11 protein-coding genes are annotated in these 17,968 nt (G+C 54.9%); 7 read left to right on the top strand and 4 right to left on the bottom strand.

Features of this window, described 5'->3' with window-relative positions; genetic code table 11:
* Positions 1-129: 129 nt before the first annotated feature.
* The 7 genes from eutC to GSQ82_RS03865 all read left to right on the top strand — a co-directional run bounded on the left by eutC (position 130) and on the right by GSQ82_RS03865 (position 8,735).
* Complete coding sequence (gene eutC / locus GSQ82_RS03895; RefSeq protein ID WP_158790708.1) at positions 130-900, top strand: ethanolamine ammonia-lyase subunit EutC; 771 nt, start codon at positions 130-132, stop codon at positions 898-900.
* A gap of 335 nt (positions 901-1,235) precedes the next feature.
* Complete coding sequence (locus GSQ82_RS03890; RefSeq protein WP_158790707.1) at positions 1,236-2,294, top strand: NAD(P)-dependent alcohol dehydrogenase; 1,059 nt, start codon at positions 1,236-1,238, stop codon at positions 2,292-2,294.
* Positions 2,295-2,359: 65 nt separating this feature from the next.
* Positions 2,360-3,352 carry an AraC family transcriptional regulator gene (locus GSQ82_RS03885; RefSeq protein WP_254061407.1) on the top strand — a complete coding sequence of 331 codons (993 nt, stop codon included), beginning with the start codon at positions 2,360-2,362 and terminating at the stop codon, positions 3,350-3,352.
* Between the two features lie 448 nt (positions 3,353-3,800).
* On the top strand, positions 3,801-5,723 hold the full coding sequence (locus GSQ82_RS03880) for an FG-GAP-like repeat-containing protein (RefSeq protein ID WP_158790705.1): 1,923 nt from the start codon (positions 3,801-3,803) through the stop codon (positions 5,721-5,723).
* A 29-nt stretch (positions 5,724-5,752) separates the two neighbouring features.
* Positions 5,753-6,772, top strand: coding sequence for a DUF6807 family protein (locus tag GSQ82_RS03875; protein ID WP_158790704.1), 1,020 nt, complete (start codon positions 5,753-5,755; stop codon positions 6,770-6,772).
* 39 nt (positions 6,773-6,811) lie between these two features.
* Positions 6,812-7,615: an SDR family NAD(P)-dependent oxidoreductase gene (locus GSQ82_RS03870; RefSeq protein WP_158790703.1), complete on the top strand. Its 804-nt coding sequence runs from the start codon at positions 6,812-6,814 to the stop codon at positions 7,613-7,615.
* A gap of 112 nt (positions 7,616-7,727) precedes the next feature.
* Entirely contained in the window at positions 7,728-8,735 is a 1,008-nt protein-coding gene (locus GSQ82_RS03865; RefSeq protein ID WP_158790702.1) for a YncE family protein, read from the top strand.
* Positions 8,736-8,744: 9 nt separating this feature from the next.
* On the opposite strand, the gene GSQ82_RS03860 is transcribed toward GSQ82_RS03865, so the two are convergent.
* From GSQ82_RS03860 to GSQ82_RS03845, 4 genes are all read right to left on the bottom strand, one after another.
* Positions 8,745-9,533 carry an IclR family transcriptional regulator gene (locus tag GSQ82_RS03860; protein ID WP_158790701.1) on the bottom strand — a complete coding sequence of 263 codons (789 nt, stop codon included), beginning with the start codon at positions 9,531-9,533 and terminating at the stop codon, positions 8,745-8,747.
* 119 nt (positions 9,534-9,652) lie between these two features.
* On the bottom strand, positions 9,653-11,968 hold the full coding sequence (locus tag GSQ82_RS03855; RefSeq protein ID WP_158790700.1) for a PQQ-binding-like beta-propeller repeat protein: 2,316 nt from the start codon (positions 11,966-11,968) through the stop codon (positions 9,653-9,655).
* Between the two features lie 170 nt (positions 11,969-12,138).
* Positions 12,139-15,819, bottom strand: coding sequence for a TonB-dependent receptor (locus GSQ82_RS03850; RefSeq protein ID WP_158790699.1), 3,681 nt, complete (start codon positions 15,817-15,819; stop codon positions 12,139-12,141).
* 780 nt (positions 15,820-16,599) lie between these two features.
* Entirely contained in the window at positions 16,600-17,769 is a 1,170-nt protein-coding gene (locus tag GSQ82_RS03845) for a diguanylate cyclase (RefSeq protein ID WP_158790698.1), read from the bottom strand.
* Positions 17,770-17,968: the final 199 nt, after the last annotated feature.

Raw genomic sequence — 17,968 nt, 5'->3', positions numbered from 1 at the left:
CGTGTAGCCAATCTTGATCATGCACTTTCATATACTTAGCACTGTCTGCTCGGTCTGAACCGTCCACAACCAGAAACGACTGTCCATTGCTGAACACTTCGATCCCGTACACTGGGAGCCATTCACAACATGGCTGATCTAACCAAATCCGCTTCATTCACTCCGGCGAGTACTCTTGGGCTAAGCCTGCGGGACTACACCTCGGCGCGGCTTTCGTTGGGCAGGATTGGGGTTAGCCTTGCTACTTCTGAGGGCCTGGCGTTTCAGTTGGCGCATGCTCAGGCTCGGGATGCTGTTCATGCTGCGCTGGATGTTGAGGGAGTTTCGAGGCGACTTTGCACTGAAGATGCAGGGCTTAGCGTTCTCAGTTTGACTAGTGCTGCGGCGGATCGGGCGACCTATCTGCGTCGGCCTGATCTGGGGCGGAGGCTGGATTCGGCGTCTGCCGGGAGGTTGGGTGCTGGGGGGTATGACGTGGTGTTTGTGATTGCGGATGGGCTGTCTGCGACTGCGGTGGAACGGCATGCTATCCCTTTATTTTCAGAGGTTTTGCGGGGGCTGCCTGAGGGATGGAGGGTTGCGCCGGTGTGCGTGGTGAAGCAGGGGCGGGTGGGGATTGGGGATGAGATTGGGTCGCTGTTTGGGACTCGGCTGTCGGTTGTTTTGATTGGGGAGCGGCCTGGGCTTAGTTCGCCCGATTCGCTGGGAGCATATATTACGTGGGATCCCAGGTTGGGGCGGGTGGATGCTGAGCGGAATTGTGTTTCTAACGTTCATGGGAAAGGGCTTAGCTATGAGGCGGCGGCTGCCAGGATCTTGTTTTACTGCACTGAGGCTCGGAGGCTGGAGCTTTCGGGAACGAGACTTAAGGAGATGGAACCGGGGCTGCTTTCGATTTAGGTCGAACGCGGCGGTGGGATTTTGAGATTTGTTTGCAGTTTTTTTGTGGGGTGGTTTTCGTGGTTTTTATTGGGGGTTTTGGCGAAAATTGGTGTTTCGACGTGGTTTTTTGCTGGTGAGTTGGTGGTAGTTGGTGTGGTGGAGATGGTTCGTGCGCGGTCGTTTATTTTGCTTCATAAAGATACGCCAACGATTTGGGATTTATTTCACCTGCATTTGATACTTGGCTGGAGGCTTCGCAGCATGGCGTGTTTCGCATGGAGAATGGCGTGTTTCGCATGGAGAATGGCGTGTTTCGCATATCGTAGATCAATTGGCCGGTCTACATTGGATCTATGTACAGTGCAAAAGCATTCTCAGCTGCCAGTGCGACATCGCCGCTTGCATCCACTACGATCGCGCGGCGCGATCCAACCGAGACCGACGTGCAGATCGAGATTCTGTTCTGCGGCATCTGTCACTCTGATCTTCATCAGGCTCGCAACGAGTGGAGCGGCGCGATGCCCACCGTCTATCCTTGTATTCCCGGACATGAGATTGTCGGACGTGTGACCAAGACCGGTTCTGCGGTTACGAAGTTCAAGGTCGGCGATCTGGCTGCGGTAGGCTGCATGGTTGACTCCGACGGGACCTGCCCGGAGTGCAAGGAGGGCTTCGAGCAGTTTTGCCCGAACTTGACCCTTACCTATAACTTCCCTGATAAGCACACGGGTGGCGTCACCTACGGCGGCTACTCTGACAGCGTAGTCGTGGATCAACGCTTTGTTCTTAAGGTGCCGTCGAATCTCGACCTCGCCGGAACCGCTCCCCTGCTCTGCGCCGGCATTACGACTTATTCGCCTCTGCACCACTGGGGGATCACCAAGGGCAAGAAGGTTGGGATTGTAGGACTTGGTGGACTGGGCCATATGGGAGTGAAGTTTGCGCACGCGCTCGGTGCCCATGTTGTTCTGTTCACGACTTCGCCTAATAAGAAGGAAGATGCCCTTCGGCTTGGCGCTGATGAGGTTGTGATCTCGAAGAACGCAGATGAGATGGCCAAGCATGCAGGCAGCTTCGACTTTATCCTCGACTGCGTCTCCGCTGAACATGACATCAACGCGCTGCTGGGTCTGCTTCGACGCGACGGGAATATGTGTCTCGTCGGCGCTCCTGAGAAGCCCCTCTCGGTCGCTGCGTTCAACCTGCTGTTTGGCCGTCGCAGCCTCTCCGGTTCACCGATTGGCGGTATCGCAGAGACACAGGAGATGCTCGACTTCTGCGGTAAGCACAACATCACTGCCGATGTTGAGGTGATTCCGATTCAGAAGGTGAACGAGGCTTATGAAAGACTGTTGAAGTCCGACGTAAAGTATCGCTTCTCGATCGACATGGCCTCTCTTAAATCTGCATAACCATGAGCAAACACTTCAGGATTCCCGGCCGGCTGCCAGTACGGTTGCAAGAGTTGGGAGTCCGTGTGTCTGCGCTGCTTCGGAGCGCTGGGCTGCCTCCGGGGCTGCTCGATCAACCTCGCATTCTGGTAACGACGGAAGAACTCTTTGCCCTGTGGCGGGAGATCGGCCTTGCGAGCACGAACCCGGCGATTGGGCTGGAGCTAGGCACGGAGGCCAAGTCCGAATACTTCAGCCCTATCGCTCTCGCGGCTCTCTCTACTGGGGACTTCGGCGAAGCCATGCGCCAGATGGCACGGTATAAGCAGCTCTCCTGTCCGGAGGAGATCATCCATGAGACGGACGACGCGGAGTGGAGCATTCAGTTTCGGTGGCTCCTGGCGGATGGCGTTGAACCCGAGGTGCTGACCGATCTTTGTTTTGCCTGGGTGCTCTGTATCGCACGCCATGGCACTGGGATGCAGATCTCCCCGGTCCGTCTTGAGTTCGTGCGTCAGCCTGGGCATGCAAAGATCTTCGAACGGCACTTCGGCTGTCCTGTTGTCTTCGGTGCTGCGCGTAATGCCATCATCTTCCGCGCTTCGGATGCGGAGCTTCCGTTTGTAACACGAAACGCGGAGCTTCTGGCCATGCTGGCGCCGCAGTTTGACGAAGAGCTGAAGCAGCATACCGGGCAGGAGACGTTTCCTGAGAGGGTTCGCGTTGCGATCCAGAGAAAGCTTGCGGGCCAGAGGCCCAAGATGCAGGAGATTGCACGGGAGCTTCACATCAGCTCCCGAACGCTGCAGCGCCGTTTGCAGGACGCGGGCTATAGCTTTCAGAAGGTGATGGAGGAGGCACGACATCAGCTTGCGCGGCACTATCTCAACAACTCGCAGCTTGAGTTGAACGAGACTGCGTATCTGCTGGGGTATGAGGACGCGAACTCGTTTGTTCGGGCGTTCCGTGCCTGGGAGGGGATGCCGCCTGCGCACTGGCGTGGGGGGCAGCGGGAGAGGGCGTCGTCCGCGATGTTTGGGGCGAAGGTGGGCTCTTGTGCCGGAGAGAGCGCTGGTTGAGCGCGGTCTGGCTGCGTGGTGCCTGCCTGCGCACTCGGTCTTGAGGGTGTTCCATTCCTTTAGTCCATGCTTCTGATGCGTCTGGTCCGGTAGCAGGTGGGATGGAGGCGCAGGTGGTGTGAGGTCGTTTGGCCTGACGCTCTTTGATGCTGGGACGGAGCGCAACAGCGGATCCCTACGGGATGACAAAACAAAAGGATAGGCAACAACAATGGCGAGAGCTGGACGGTTCGTGCGCTGCATAAACACGTTCTCTTCACCATAATCGTGGCTGCCCTATTCCATTCCTTGACAACTTTTTTTGCGCCTTGCTAAGATGGGCGCCACCAATGTGAAATGGATATTGCGTCATTTGCAATGAGCAAAAACTGAGACAGACGATTATTCAGGACGGTTTAGCGATAGTTACGGTTCCAGACAGAGACCGGGCACTTTGAGGTAAGACAACATGAGGTTTCCGAATCCACGCTATTTTACTGGGGTTCTACTACTGGGTTTCGCTGCATCTGCGATTGCCGCTGCACCTTCCTTTCGTCCTGACAGCGTCTTCGAGGGCTCGGCTCTGAAGGGTTGGCATCCTGTCGGCGATGCAAGCTGGAGCGCGAAGGCGGGCGAGATCACCGGGAAGGCTAATGGAGGCGGCGGGTGGCTGATGCTCGACCAGTCCTACCAGGATGTCGCGATGTACTCGGTCTTCAAGTGCGCGGGGCCGTGCAAGGCTGGCTATCTGCTTCGGGCGGAGAAGACGGCCGATGGCTACAAGGGAATCTTTGTTTCGCTGGACGCAGGCAACACGGCCTCTTATGCCGTCACGCTGGATGCGAGTGGAAAGATACTGACGAAGGAGCCGCTGCGGTCGGCGGGCGGGCAGGTGCGCATCGCTCCTCCTGTGAATCCGGATGCGCCTGCGCCTAAGCCGAGGCCTGCCGCTGCGCGACCATCGATGCCGTCGGTTATACCGGTTCCGGTGACTGAGGTGCAGAACGGTGAGTGGAACACTGCTGAGGTGATTCTGGATGCGAACACTGTGCGCGCGTTCATCAATCAGGGACATGAGGCGGCGGGTGGCGACGCGGAGGAGAACCTTGGGAAGTATGGTCCGATCGCGCTCTATGTAGGAGAGGGGGAGATTACTTACAAGCAGGTCTCTTACAAGGATGAAGGTTGGAAGGAGTATCCCGAGGAGTTTCATTCCAAGGAGTTTCGCAAGCAACGGCTAAGCGACTTTTATTATGCGTGGGGTTCGGCCTCTGGCGATGTGAACCATGATGGCGTTGAGGATGTGATCGCTGGGCCGTACTACTATCTGGGGCCGGATTATCGGAAGCGGCGCGAAATTTATCTGGGGGTGACGCGCAATCCTTCGGACGACTACACGCATGAGTGCTGGATGCAGTTCTCTGGGGATTTCACTGGCGACGGCTGGGTGGATTCGCTTACGGCGAGTTTTTCGGATCATGATCACGGCGTGTGGATGTATGAGAATCCTCGGGGCGAGTCGCGCAGGTGGGACAAGCATCTTGTCGTAGAGGATATTCAGAGTGAGATCGCGCAGTTGGCCGATATTGATGGCGATGGGCATCCTGATCTCGTTTACGTTGCGGATGGGACGGTTCGGTGGGCTCATCCGGATCTGAAGAATCCCTATAAGCTTTGGACGGTGCATGTGGTCTCGGAACCGAATATGGGCACGGCACACGGTATCGGGACGGGGGATATTAACGGCGATGGCCGCATGGATATTGTGAATGCGTTTGGGTGGTGGGAGCAGCCCGCGCATGACGATGGTAAACCGTGGAAGTATCATCCGTATGCGTTTAGCCGCAATGGGCGCTCCGGCGTTGGCGGTGCGATTATGGCCGTGTATGACGTGAATGGCGATGGGTTGAACGATGTCGTCACGGTCTTGCAGGCGCATGGATACGGCATCGCGTGGTATGAGCAGAAGCGCGATGCGTCGGGAAATATTGATTTCGTTGAGCACATGATTCAGGACGATCCTGCGCATCCGGGTCCCGGCGGCGTGATCTTTTCGCAGGCTCATGGAGCGACGTTTGGAGATGTGGATGGCGACGGGGTGCCGGATTTCATCGTCGGCAAACGCTATTGGACGCATCGCGATAACTTCTATGATCCGGATCCGTACGGTGAGGGCGTTCTGTACTGGTACAAGACGGTTCGGGACAAGTCTGCACCGGGGGGAGCTCGCTTTGAGCCGCACATGATCGACAATCACTCGGGCGCAGGTTCGGACATTCTGGCAACTGATCTTAATCACGATGGTGCGCTCGATATTGTTACGTCTACGCGGTTCGGCACCTATATTTTTTGGGGAACTCCGAAGAACGGGTCGAAGGCCGTCAAGAAATAACCATGCACGAGGGGTAATAGAGGGACACGATGCAGAGAAAAATCTTAGAGACGAGACGGGCGGGTGCGATGCGGATGCTGGCGGCGGTCGTTCTAATTGCAGCGCCGGTCTTTGCTTTCTCGCAAGCCTATACGCTGACGGAGGGGGCGACCGGTCCGGTGCTGAAGACTCCGGACGGCCGAACGGTCTTCGAGTATATGACCAGCAAGCCGGCTGGCTCTACGCTGACCTCGCCGAGTACTGCGTGCTTTCATCCTGTATATACGCCTGGCGGCCAACGCATCACAAACATTGCACCAAACGATCATCCGCACCATCGAGGCATCTGGGTGGGTTGGCAGGATGCTGAGTTTCACGAGCCTCAGGACGTGGACAAGATGGGTCCGAATCATCCGGCGCGCGCGCTTCGCATCACGCGTGCGGATTTCTGGGGGTGGGGCGTCTATGCGCCTCGTGATGGACGCGTGATCGTGACTAAAGATGTGAAGCTCGTCAGTGCTGACGCAAAGCATGCGGAGCTTGAGATACACAATGATTGGAACGTTGACGGGCGCAAGATGCTCGACGAGTCGGACGATGCGGTGGTGACCGAGGTGGACGGTGTATTTGTGATCGACCTCACCTACCATCTGACTCCGATCGCGGATTATGTGTTGAAGCAGTCCGGGTTTGGGGGCTTTGCACTGCAGGCTCGAAAAGATGGGCCTTCGTTTTATTCCACGCCTGCGGGCAAGATGACTGGACCCGATCCGCACTATGCCTACCCGGATTCGGATCGTCCTGATGCACCGTGGTGGGACTTCACCATTACTCCTCAGGAGAGCGGAAAGATGATTGGGGCTACCGTCATCAATTCGCCCCTCAATCCCCCAACCTGGTGGCATAACGCGACGTATCTCTGGATGTTGAATCCGGCGATCACGTCGATGAATGGATATACCATCCCGGCCAACACTACTTTGACTCTTCGCTACAGAGTGGTCACACACGATGGTGCGCCGCCTACTGCGTTGCTAGATATGCTGGCCAACGAGTTTCGTCAACACTGATTGCTATGAAGAACTAGTTCGAGAAGGAGATTGCGCAACATGGAAACGGGACTGGCGGGCAAAACAGTACTCATTACCGGAGCAGCCAACGGGATCGGCAAAGCCACCGCGATCGCTTTCGCAAAAGAGGGCGCTTACGTTGCCATGATCGATCGCGACGGCGCAGAGCTTAGGAAGACCGCGGCCCTGGTTGAACAAGCTGGGGCTAAGGCAATTATTGCTGAGGGTGATCTCAGCAATTTGAGCGGGGTGGAGAGCAGCGTAGACGCTGTATTAGCCAAGCTCCCTCATGGCCTCGACATCTTAGTGAATAATGTTGGTTTCGCAGATGCTAAACCCTTTATGGATCTCACCGACGAACACTGGGAGCGAACGTTTCAGGTGAATTTCATGAGCGCGATTCGAGTTACGCGCAAGGTACTTCCGTTACTGAGGCAAAAGGATAAGGCCGTCATTATTAACAACACCTCTGATCTTGGGCGGCAGCCGGAAGGAGCGCCTGCGGACTATGGTGCGCTGAAGGCGGCGCTGATCGCGGTAACCAAAAGCCTGGCTCGTTCGGAGGCGCCTAAGATCCGCGTCAATGCGGTGGCTCCTGGTCCCATATGGACTCCTTTCTGGTCGAAACCTGGCGGGTTCGCAGATGCTTTGAGTTCCCTTCACGGCATGCCTCCGCGGGAGGCGGTGGAACACGAGATGAAACTTCGCCAGCTACCACTTGAACGGCTTGGCGAGCCAGAAGAGGTTGCCAACATCATTGTCTTTCTCGCGAGCGATCTTACTTCTTTCGTTACTTCTTCGGTTTGGGGGGTCGACGGTGGAAGCATTCGCAGTCTACTCTAGTAGCTTCACCGAACTAGATAGTCACAGCACTTCCTATCTAATTCGTTTCTGTAGCCTGCATGTCGCATGTAGTTCATAACCTAATTCGCGTCTTATTGAATCGAGATTAAACATGGTGCAAAGGGCTTCGATTTCCGGCTTCCTTATTCTTGGACTTGTCTCCATCTGTTCGTATGCGCAGACGGCGGGCACACTGTTGGCGGTTAATCAGAATGATGTGACTCTCTCCATCATCGATCCCGCCACTGGTAAGCAGATTGCGACCGTCGCGGAGGAGGGCCGCATTAAGGCACACGAGGTTGCCACTTCACCCGATGGTAAGACTGTCTATCTGCCTATCTATGGCAATGCAGGTGTGGGGCATGCAGGAACCGATGGCCAGGAGATGCTGGTTGTCGACTTACCTTCGCGCAAGATAGTTAAGGTGGTTGACTTTGGACATGGTGTACGCCCGCATAAGCCGGTATACGATGTCCATCGCAACGTGCTGTATGTGACGACGGAACTTGATCAATCCATTACTGCCGTTGATCCACACACCTTCAAGGTTCTTTACTCTGTTCCGACTGGCCAGGCTGAGTCGCATATGCTCGTTCTTTCGCACAACGGCCGTTTTGGATACACCGCGAATGTAGCACCCGGCACCGTCTCGGTGCTCGACCTGAAGACTCACAAGCTGGTTGGGGTTATACCAGTTGCGCAGCATATTCAGCGGATCGCAATCTCGAACGATGATAAGACTGTTTTCGTCTCTGATGCTTCAGAGCCGCGGCTTGCGGCCATCGACACGACGACGCGCAAGGTGCGTGCCTGGGTCGATCTGCCGGCTAAGGGCTATGGAGGCGTTGTAACAAAAGATGGAAAGTATCTAGTGCTCGCGTTGCCGGCCAGCAAGCAGGTTGGTGTGATCAATCTGTCCAGTATGAAGCTCGAGAAGACAATTGACGTTCCGGCAAGCCCGCAGGAGGTATTGCTCTCTCCGGATGGAACACGCGCCTTCGTCTCCTGCAATACCAGTAGCCAGGTTGCAGAGATCGATACTTCCAATTGGGCGGTGACGCAGCTTCTACCAGCGGGAATGTGGGTGGACGGACTTGCCTGGTCGACGTGGAAACAGTAAGTGGCCTGATTAGTCCTCGTCCTTCAAGTTGCTCAAGACATCACCGATTCGAGTTGCGATATTACATACGTGCTCTATGTTTATGCGTGTATTTTCTTTCGTAACTCTTAGTACGGGCGCCGAGATTCCAATTGAACCGACGATATCTTTGTTCAGACGAATGGGCGCCGCAATGCAGCGTATTTCATCGCGAAACTCTGCATCGTCCACGGCATAACCGCGTTTCTTGATTCCGGCGATATCGTTCACCAGCTCCGGCACCGTAGACAGCGTTGACTCTGTAAGCTTTTTCAGAGGTCGGTTACCGTACAGTTTTTTTAGATCCTGCTCTGTAGCATCTGCTAACAACGCCTTGCCATGGGCGGTGCAGTAGAGAGGCAGGAGTTCGCCAATGCGGCTCGACACGGCAACCATGTGGCTTGCGGCGGCGCAGTCCATAAAGAGCGCCTGGCTTCCCTCGCGGATTGCGATATGTGCCGTCTCGTTGGTGTGTGTTGCCAGTTCCTTCAGCAGCCCGCTTGCCACTTTCACAAGCATCTTGCTCCAGCTGTAGTGGTTATAGAGCGTCCAAATGGAGGAGCCGAGAATGTAGTCCTTGCGGCCAGCGGGCATTGCGAGAAAGCCGCGGCGCTTCAGCGTATGCAGCAGGCGAAACGCGGTGCTGCGATCGATTCCCATCAACTCCGCTACTTGACCTAGCGACATAGGCTGTTGGGAGTTGGCGATCGCCTGAACGATAGCCAACCCGCGATCCAAGCTTTGCACCGTGGCGACTTGGGCAGTTTTTTTAGTAGCCATATAGGAAGAAGATACCTAGTGAATATTTGTTGTAACTATGAATTACGTCGTACTTTTATACGATCCTACCCTATTTTTCACGGTAATTGCGGCATCGTGATCGGCTCCGTTGCATGAAGTTATTTGGGTAGAGCGAAGACAACGTAAGCTCTGTTTGCAGTGCTTCCTGCGGGTTGATAAGTGGCATCACCGCGTCCGGATGGTTGGGCTGATGCTGCAGGTACGGCAAGATATTCCCGACCACCTACTTCATACATGGAAGGAATTCCTTCGGTGCCAGCCGGTAACGCCGCGCTCCAAAGTACCTTTCCATTATTCGCGTCGTATGCGCGAATTTTGCCATCCCTTCCGTTGACGAAGATCAGACCTGTAGAGGTGACCACCATTCCACGGCGCTCGCCGCCCTGAATGAATCCCGTGCCCGTGATTCCCTTGGCAGCGAGTTCAGGATCCTCACCCAGCGGAACCTTCCACTTTATCGTTCCGGTGTTCAAATCATAGGCGACGATGTAAGACCATGGAGGGGCGATGACGTAGGGATAGTCCAACCCATAGTCTGAATAGAGGCGCTTGGGAGCGTCAACTCCATCGGGGTAGGGTGCGCCTGCGAAGCCGCCGCCATATTTCTTGAGATCCAGGGTGGGTAGAACCAAGCCGCCTGGAGCTCCTCCTGAAGCGACGACTGGTCCGCCGAGGTTAGGGGGTGGTGGCTCGGGCACGCGAGATGGGCGGGTCTTTCCTTCTGGGTTGAGCAGGTACGCGTAGAGTGCCTCTTGATTGGCCCCGGTCAAAGAAGGGAACGCGGGCATGTCGCCCTTTCCGACTGCGACGACCTGCTTGAACTCGTCGAGGTTGAAACGAGCATCTATGTCGACGAGTGAGGGGACTTCTCCGGCGCCTTGCCGGGTGGCTCCGTGGCAAGCCTGGCAGTTTGATTGATAGATAGTCTTGCCTGTCGCGGATTCACCGAAGCGTCCGTTGCTGGAAGGTAGCCGCCGCTCCGCAACGAGGGGTACGAATGAGGGCCAATCCTGCGTAAGAACGTAGACAAGACCCTTCGCCGGATCGGCGGCGGTGGTGCCCCAGTTTGATCCTCCACGTGCACCGGGCAGCGCTACGGTTTCCTTGTACTGCGACGGTGGGGTGTAGAGACCTTGATTGTTATCGTTGGCTATCTTCTTCTTCCAAGATGCAATCTCCGCGGGTGTCATGTAAGGGTTGACGTCGGCCGCTGTCATTCCCTGGCGCGCAAATGGAGGTGGAGCTGTTGGGAAGGGCTGCGTGGGCCAAGACTGTTCGCCGGGCACATCGCTCTTCGGAACTGGACGTTCTTCGATCGGCCATATCGGCTTACCGGTTACACGATCGAAGACGTAGAGAAAGCCAACTTTTCCTGCCTCGGCGACAGCGTCGATTGTTTTGCCGTCGTGGTGAATTGTGATCAGCTGCGGCGCCGACGTTGAATCGTAGTCCCAGAGATCGTGATGAATAAATTGGAAGTGCCACATCAGTTTTCCGGTTCGAGCATTGAGCGCCAGGATAGAGTCTGCGAAGAGATCTTTTCCGATACGGTCCGCACCATACATGTCGTAGGTTGAGGAGCCGGTTGGAAAATAGGCGATGCCGCGCTTCTCATCGATCGATATCTCGCCCCATGTGTTTGTACCGCCGGCATACTTCCATGCATCCTTGGGCCAGGTGTCGTAACCGAACTCGCCCGGATGTGGGACGGTGTGGAAGATCCACTCCATCTTGCCTGTAAGGACATTGTAGGCGCGCAGATCGCCTGGGGGCGACATGTAGCCTTCGCCTGTAGCTGAACCAAGAATGATCAGGTTCTCAAATAAGCGTCCCGGAGTTTCACTTTTAATACGAACCACCGTATCGGGATCGCGGCCTAGGCCGACTCGCAGATCCACCAGGCCATTGCTGCCGAAGTTGAGGATGGATTTTCCCGTACGTGCATCGATCTCTTCGATGAAATGGTTGATCGTAAAGATCAGTCGCCGATCTTTATGATCCTTGCTTTGCCAGAAGGTGATTCCTCGGGTTGTGATGCCTGGAAGATTTTCATGGACCCAGATCTCTTTCCCTGTCTCGGCGTTTAGAGCGACCAATGAATTGCCGCGTGCCAGGACGTACATGGTGCCTTCGACGACAAGCGGATTAAAGAGATAGGTGCTGTGATCGCGCGTCGGATAGGTCCAAGCGACTGTAAGGTTGCCGACATTTTCCTTCGTGATCTGATTGAGCGTCGTATATTTCGAACTATCGGGGCCGCCGCCATATTGTGACCATGTTTTATGATCGCTCTGAGCGACCGAGACATGAAAACTCATCGCGACTAAAGCTGAGAACATGACACTGGCGCGTACGGTGGGCCAGAAAGCTGCGCTGCAACGGCCTTTGAGTTTCTTAAGATTCTGTAAGGACATCAGAGTGTAATTCCCCATGTAGGTGTATGATCCTTCGCTAGCTGACATCATTCGATCAATCCGCTGAATTGCGAGTAATTGGATTGTCGGATCTGAAGTGCCGAATGCTCCCTCGCATAGATCGTGTTGAACGATTCCATGCGAAGGAGCATACGGAGAAAAATGACAAACTAGTAGAACAGTTTCAGTGCGAACTGCAGTACCCGCGTTGGATTTCTTAGAGTCGTGATCTCCGTAAATGTAGGAGCGTTCAGGAAGTCCAGGTTTGTGGTAGGGTTGCCAAATTGCGCATGATTGAACAGGTTGTACGCCTCCGCGCGAAACTGCAGGTGAACGGCCTCCCTGATGGGAAACTCCTTGAAGACAGATGCATCCACGTTGGTAAAGCTGGGACCGCGGACCTGCTCGGATACCGAACCGAGTGGGGAATAGTCCGTCTGACCCAACTGCGTAGCCACAGGTGGATTTGAGAACGCATTCGGATTCAGCCACTGCTTCTGGGTGTGTGCTCCTGCAGACTCGCTCACGCCAGGGACCCTGTTCGCATTGCAGCCGAAGTAGGAGGTGGTCGGTATTGGGCAGGTAATCGTAAAGGGCTGCCCGCTTTGGTAAGTCACAATGTAGTTGACTCCCCATCCGCCGAGTACAGCCTGCGTGGCAGGGTTCGCCGAAGATAGAAACTCCCTTCCTCGCCCAACCGGCAGATCGTAAGATCCCGATGCGTGTACCACGTTGGTCGCATCATTCGGGCAGAGAGTGTAATCCCGATTGATGCCAAACCCAGGAAGCCACTGCGCCCGGTAGTTTATACCGTCCGTAATTGCCCCTTGATTCGTCATGCACTTGCTGTAAGTGTAGTTTGCGAGGACAGACAAGCCTCCACTGAATTGATGCGTATACACCGTCTGCAGTGAATTGTAGGAGCTTGTTGCATTCGTCGTTAGGAAGGCAGAGCCGATAGCAAAATCCGGAAAGGGGATGATGCCGTTCGCGAAGTTGTTGGTCCCCGGAGGCGTTATCTCCGAAGGATCGTTGAAGGTTCCTCGAGCATCGAGATGCCTGCCGACGTCCCCGACGTAAGCGATCTGCACAGAATCATGGCTTCCGAGCTGCTTCTGCAACGTCAAGTTGAAGGCTTCCGTATAAGGCGTCGAGAAATCGAAGACACGCCCGGCGAGGTTGGCCCCACTCGGATTTGCCGTCGCAGCAGAGGAGAGATTTACTGATGCAAAAACATTCTCCAGAGTTGGAAGCGCACCGTTGGAAAGTGTGACCGGCGTTGTGGGATTAGGAGCGGTATAGGTAACGCTGTATGCAAACGGGAAGTTGTTGCCCAGAACATAAGGCGCTGCACCTATGTTCGCCAAGGAACCATAGGCAATGCCGTATCCTCCGCGAATAACGAGATCGGGCCTGATCCGATAGGCGAAGCCGACTCTTGGAGCAAAGTTCGTATTCTGAACGTTGCTGAGACTTCTGTTCCCAATGCACGATTGATTGATATTGTCCTTAGCAAGGAGAGCGAGGAACTGAGCTGGCGCTGCACCGCAAGTGGATTGAGGCATGTAGAACGTGCCTCCAGGACCGTTGCCTCCATCATTTCCAATCATGTTCGCCTGATGATCGTTGTCTTCGAGCGGCGCTCCATAGCGGTCCCAGCGCAGGCCGAGATTGAGAGTCAGATTAGGAAGTACTTTCCAATCGTCCTGGAAGAATACTGCGTTATATAGCCTCTCGTTGTGGATAGTCGTAGCGTTGGACTGGACGAACGAAGTCACACCTCCCTGGTTGCTGAGCCCCCCGGGAACAGAGGCTCCTGTAGGTGTTAGCAACATATCGGCCATGGAGGTATACCCTGAGGAGTTGCTTGGAACGTCAGTAAATTGGCCGCTGAACGTCATAGCTCCCGATCCACTGGTTGGCTGCCGCAGTCTTGCCCGAATCAGGGTGACCTCATAACCGATGTTGAACGTATGGTTCTTATAGAGCTTCGTCACGGTGTCTTGTATTTCATAGGAAGAGACGTTGTTGGTGACCGGGTTGTAGCCGGATGCACCAAGCGTTGTCATATTCGTAAGATTGATCGTTGGAAGACCACCAAGCCCAGGGCCGAACTGCTCGCCCTGAATTCCAAACTGGTCGGGAATTCCGGGAGTGTTGCCAAACGGCGGCACGTTATTGTTTGTGGAGCTTTGAACGCCCACATTGAGCGAGTTCGTGAGGGAGGGAGTGAAGATATGCGTGTAGCTAATGGCGGTCGCCCAGTGCGGACTGTCATCCGTGCCGCCTCCATACACGGCTCCGAAAGCGAGCCCCGGCAGAGACCCTGGAGTCGTCTGGAAGGCGTGATACCAGTTGAATACTCCCCATAGCTGGTTGTTCTCATTGAAGTCGTGATCAATACGGACGTCATATTGATTGAGAGTGAGATCGATGTTAGGAGAATAAACAAAGTTGTTGACCAGGCCGTTTCCGGTTGGCGAAGGATAAAGATTCAGTATCTTCACCGCGTTCGGATCGATACGGCCTGCCGGAAGCATGTTAAGTTGCGGTGTAAGGCCGACGAAGTTGGTGATACCGGCGACGCTACCACCGCTGAAAAAGGGATCGCGCACAAACACCGAGTTGGATGAACCGTTTCGCAGCCCGGTGATCGGATCCACAGCGCCAGCAGCGACCTGCCTGGTCGTCGTGGGATCCAGGACTGTGCCTGTCGGGAATACGCGGCCTAGCCCGTCCGTGCGAGTGCCGCTGGTGTCGTTGATCAGGTCCTGCATATTTGTGAAGTTGCTATTTCTCATCGCAGGAGTTGGAACAGTTGAAGTAGAAGTTACCGGCGTTAGAATCCTGACGCGCTGCGTATCGAAGAAGAAGAACGTTTTCTTAAGCCCAAGGTGCGTCCCAGGAATTGCCACTGGTCCACCGATCGTTCCGCCGAATTGGTTCTCATGGTATGCCGGCCGCGGGAGTCCAGCCTGTTTCGCAAAAAAGTCATTGGCATTGAAAACATTGTTCCGCAGGTACTCCCAAAGATCGCCATGAAATTTGTCTGTGCCGGATTTGATGACAGCGTTGACGACTGAGCCGGTGGAGTGGCCGAATGCGGCGCTTAAGTCTCCCGTCTGAAGGTTGAACTCCTGAATGGCATCGGGCGGAGGAACGATAGAGACAACACCTTGAATCGAAATCGTTCCGAATCCCCCATAGAACTCCATGTTGTCGTCGATGCCATCCAGACGGTAGTCATTCTGGGTGGTATTTACTCCATTGGCGGAAAACTGAAGGCCCGCTGCTCCTCCAGTACTAGTCGTCGTTGTTCCGGCGGCGAGATGGGCAAGAGTGGTCCAGTCCCTGCTCACCAGGGGCAGGTCGTTAATGGCTTTGGAATCCACCACCTGTCCGACGGATGCAGACTCTGCCTGCAATAGGGGAGTTGCGGAAGTGACTGTCACCTGCTCCGACACATTTCCCACGGACAAGGTAAAGTCCTGGGTTGCGCTCTCCTGAACGTGCACCTGAATGCCGCGAGTGATCTGTGATTGAAAGCCTGGAGCATCTACACGCAACGTATAAGATCCGGGGTTTACCTGTGCAAAGGTGTAGTCTCCACTCGATGTGGAGGTGGTCTTCGCCGCGATGCCTGTTCCTTCGCTCGTAAGCGTAACGGTGGCTCCTGGAACGATTGCCCCGGTTGAATCCTTAACGGCGCCGGTAACGTGCCCAGCCGTAAGTTGAGCGTGAGCGCCAGCGCCGAGAAACAGCACCATGCTCAGGGCGAGAAGCATCATCGAAAACCACGGGCGGATGCGTGGAGCGTTCTGGGCGGGTAAAGTGTTTTGTGGCATATTCATCTATAACTCCTGAGTGTTTTACGTCGACTGACTACATGTGCTTCGTATCGTTGTTTCTGCCAGGTAGCCTTTTCTCGGTCGTTGCTGTCGGTCGCGTGATAGATCAGTCTCAATGGCGCGGAAGTAGTGCACCACTCCAAATGACACTGCGGCCGGCTATTGTTCCAGACTCGGGCGAATACGCTGCTGCCAAGAAGTTGTCCACTCTCAGAAAGCATGTCCGCGAGTTCTAGCGTGTTCCGCAAAAGGCTGCGTTTTAGCGTCTGTAGAAGCGTGAATGCGGCTCGTGCCATCTGACCCTCGTCAACCTGCGAATCCATTGCAAACGATTTCAGCACCGAGAAACTGAAATACTCATTGCGGATAATGGAATAAAGAATATGCTCCATACTTGTCAAGGAAATTATGAAATGGCTATTTCATTAATAATCATGGCCTGACTTTTCCTGACGGATTTCAGGTGCGCTAACCTGCTCATCCTCCTCTCCAAGAGAGGCTTGCGTAGGCAATCTTCCTAGGGTCGTTGAAGTGCCTGGATTTGGGTTCGGGGCTTTTAAAACGATGGAAGGATGTGCAGAAGTTGGATTGCAGGAGTCATTCCCTGTCGTTGCTCTGAATGCTGAATGGCCGGGCGCTTGATTGTTCCTCTGCTAAAGGCGCTACAGAACCGTTACCGACGTGTCGGACTGGCCCAGAGCATTGAATCCTAGGTAACTACCATGAAGTTGGAGTGGTCGATGTGGGCGCGATATGCACCCGGCGTGGTGCGAGATACGTTCTTTATATGGCGGCCAGCACGCGGTTTCTTCCTGCGTCTTTTGCCTCATAGAGAGCTGCATCGGCACGCTCCAGCATGTCTTCGATCTGATCTCCGACACCTCTGTAGCTCGCTACCCCAAGGCTGACTGTGACAGGAATCGCCTCTTCGCCGCGTGAAAAAGCACTGATGGAGGGCGGGATCATCAGCGTTTCGACGTTGCCACGCAGCCGCTGAGCGATCTGCAGAGCCGATGAGGCCGAAGCTCCCGGAAGGAGAACGACGAACTCTTCTCCGCCCCATCTCCCTAAAACATCGATTCCACGGATGGAACGCTGCATCTGTTCTACAACGGCACACAGTGCGTCGTCTCCGGCACGGTGGCCAAAACGGTCGTTGATCTGTTTGAAGTGATCGAGATCAACCATGAGCAACGAGAACGTGCTCCCCGTTTGCTCACTCCTGATTAGCTCCTTTTCGCACCACTCACGGAAGACGCGACGTGTATAGATCCGGGTCAGCGGATCTGTGCTGGCGATCTCCTCCAATGCCGAACTGAGTGTCGCAGTGGTCATCCAAAAGAAGCCAAAGGCGATTCCCAATGCAGTAGCGATATAAATGAGAAAAGTCAGTGCTTCCACTTGATAGAAGATCGAGGCGGTCGAGAGCAGTCCCACGGCGTCTGCGATGCTGCGCAGCAGATTGAGCGCCGCAAATCCACCAAGGATGATGACGCAGAACCAGACGGGTGCGCGAACTCCCTTTTTGTTACTGCAAACGAGCAGCCTTACCGTAAGGAGCACCTGGACGGCGACCAGCACTCCTACGCTGACGATGCGGAGGTGAACCACCGGATGTGGGTAAAGATAAGGAACGTCGCCCAAAGCCTGAATGACTAGTAGCAGCAGTCCGGAGCTGCGGAGGTTAGAGTCCGAATCGACAAGATCGAGGAAGGAGATGTGCAGTAGAACAAAGGCAAGCAGTATCAGGACATCGGCACAAAGTACGGAAAAGAAGGCCGGAACGCTTCCATGAAGGAGAAGAAGGAGTGCGCCGATTCCTCCGGCACCGAAAGAACCGCCTAGCCACCCCAGACCCTTCAAGCGTGGATTGCTCAGTCGCACAACAAGAAGACCGCAACTGCCACATGCCAGCAGGATCGAACCTACGATCAGAATGTCAGGTATTTCCACGCTAGCTTCCTTGCATAAAATCTATCGGGGACCGCAATAGGGATACGACCGGATTTAACGAAGACGACTATCGTGCTGGTTTATTTCTTTTAGACTTGGAACGAGTGTGACGGCTTCAGACTGGAGCCGCAATTACACAAAATGGGCAGTCAAATTCTGGCCTCTCACGCAAATGAGAGGTTCTTCGAACGGCGACGCC

Origin of the sequence: Granulicella sp. L60 (genome assembly GCF_009765825.1) — a bacterium.
Classification (GTDB): domain Bacteria; phylum Acidobacteriota; class Terriglobia; order Terriglobales; family Acidobacteriaceae; genus Edaphobacter.
This window is presented reverse-complemented; position numbering and strand designations above follow the sequence as displayed.

Excerpts from the sequence above, each read along its gene's own strand:
- eutC (WP_158790708.1), top strand. The coding sequence starts at position 130 with ATGGCTGATCTAACCAAATCCGCTTCATTCACTCCGGCGAGTACTCTT.
- GSQ82_RS03890 (WP_158790707.1), top strand. The coding sequence starts at position 1,236 with ATGTACAGTGCAAAAGCATTCTCAGCTGCCAGTGCGACATCGCCGCTT.
- GSQ82_RS03880 (WP_158790705.1), top strand. The coding sequence starts at position 3,801 with ATGAGGTTTCCGAATCCACGCTATTTTACTGGGGTTCTACTACTGGGT.
- GSQ82_RS03875 (WP_158790704.1), top strand. The coding sequence starts at position 5,753 with ATGCAGAGAAAAATCTTAGAGACGAGACGGGCGGGTGCGATGCGGATG.
- GSQ82_RS03870 (WP_158790703.1), top strand. The coding sequence starts at position 6,812 with ATGGAAACGGGACTGGCGGGCAAAACAGTACTCATTACCGGAGCAGCC.
- GSQ82_RS03865 (WP_158790702.1), top strand. The coding sequence starts at position 7,728 with ATGGTGCAAAGGGCTTCGATTTCCGGCTTCCTTATTCTTGGACTTGTC.
- GSQ82_RS03860 (WP_158790701.1), bottom strand. The coding sequence starts at position 9,533 with ATGGCTACTAAAAAAACTGCCCAAGTCGCCACGGTGCAAAGCTTGGAT.
- GSQ82_RS03855 (WP_158790700.1), bottom strand. The coding sequence starts at position 11,968 with ATGTCCTTACAGAATCTTAAGAAACTCAAAGGCCGTTGCAGCGCAGCT.
- GSQ82_RS03850 (WP_158790699.1), bottom strand. The coding sequence starts at position 15,819 with ATGAATATGCCACAAAACACTTTACCCGCCCAGAACGCTCCACGCATC.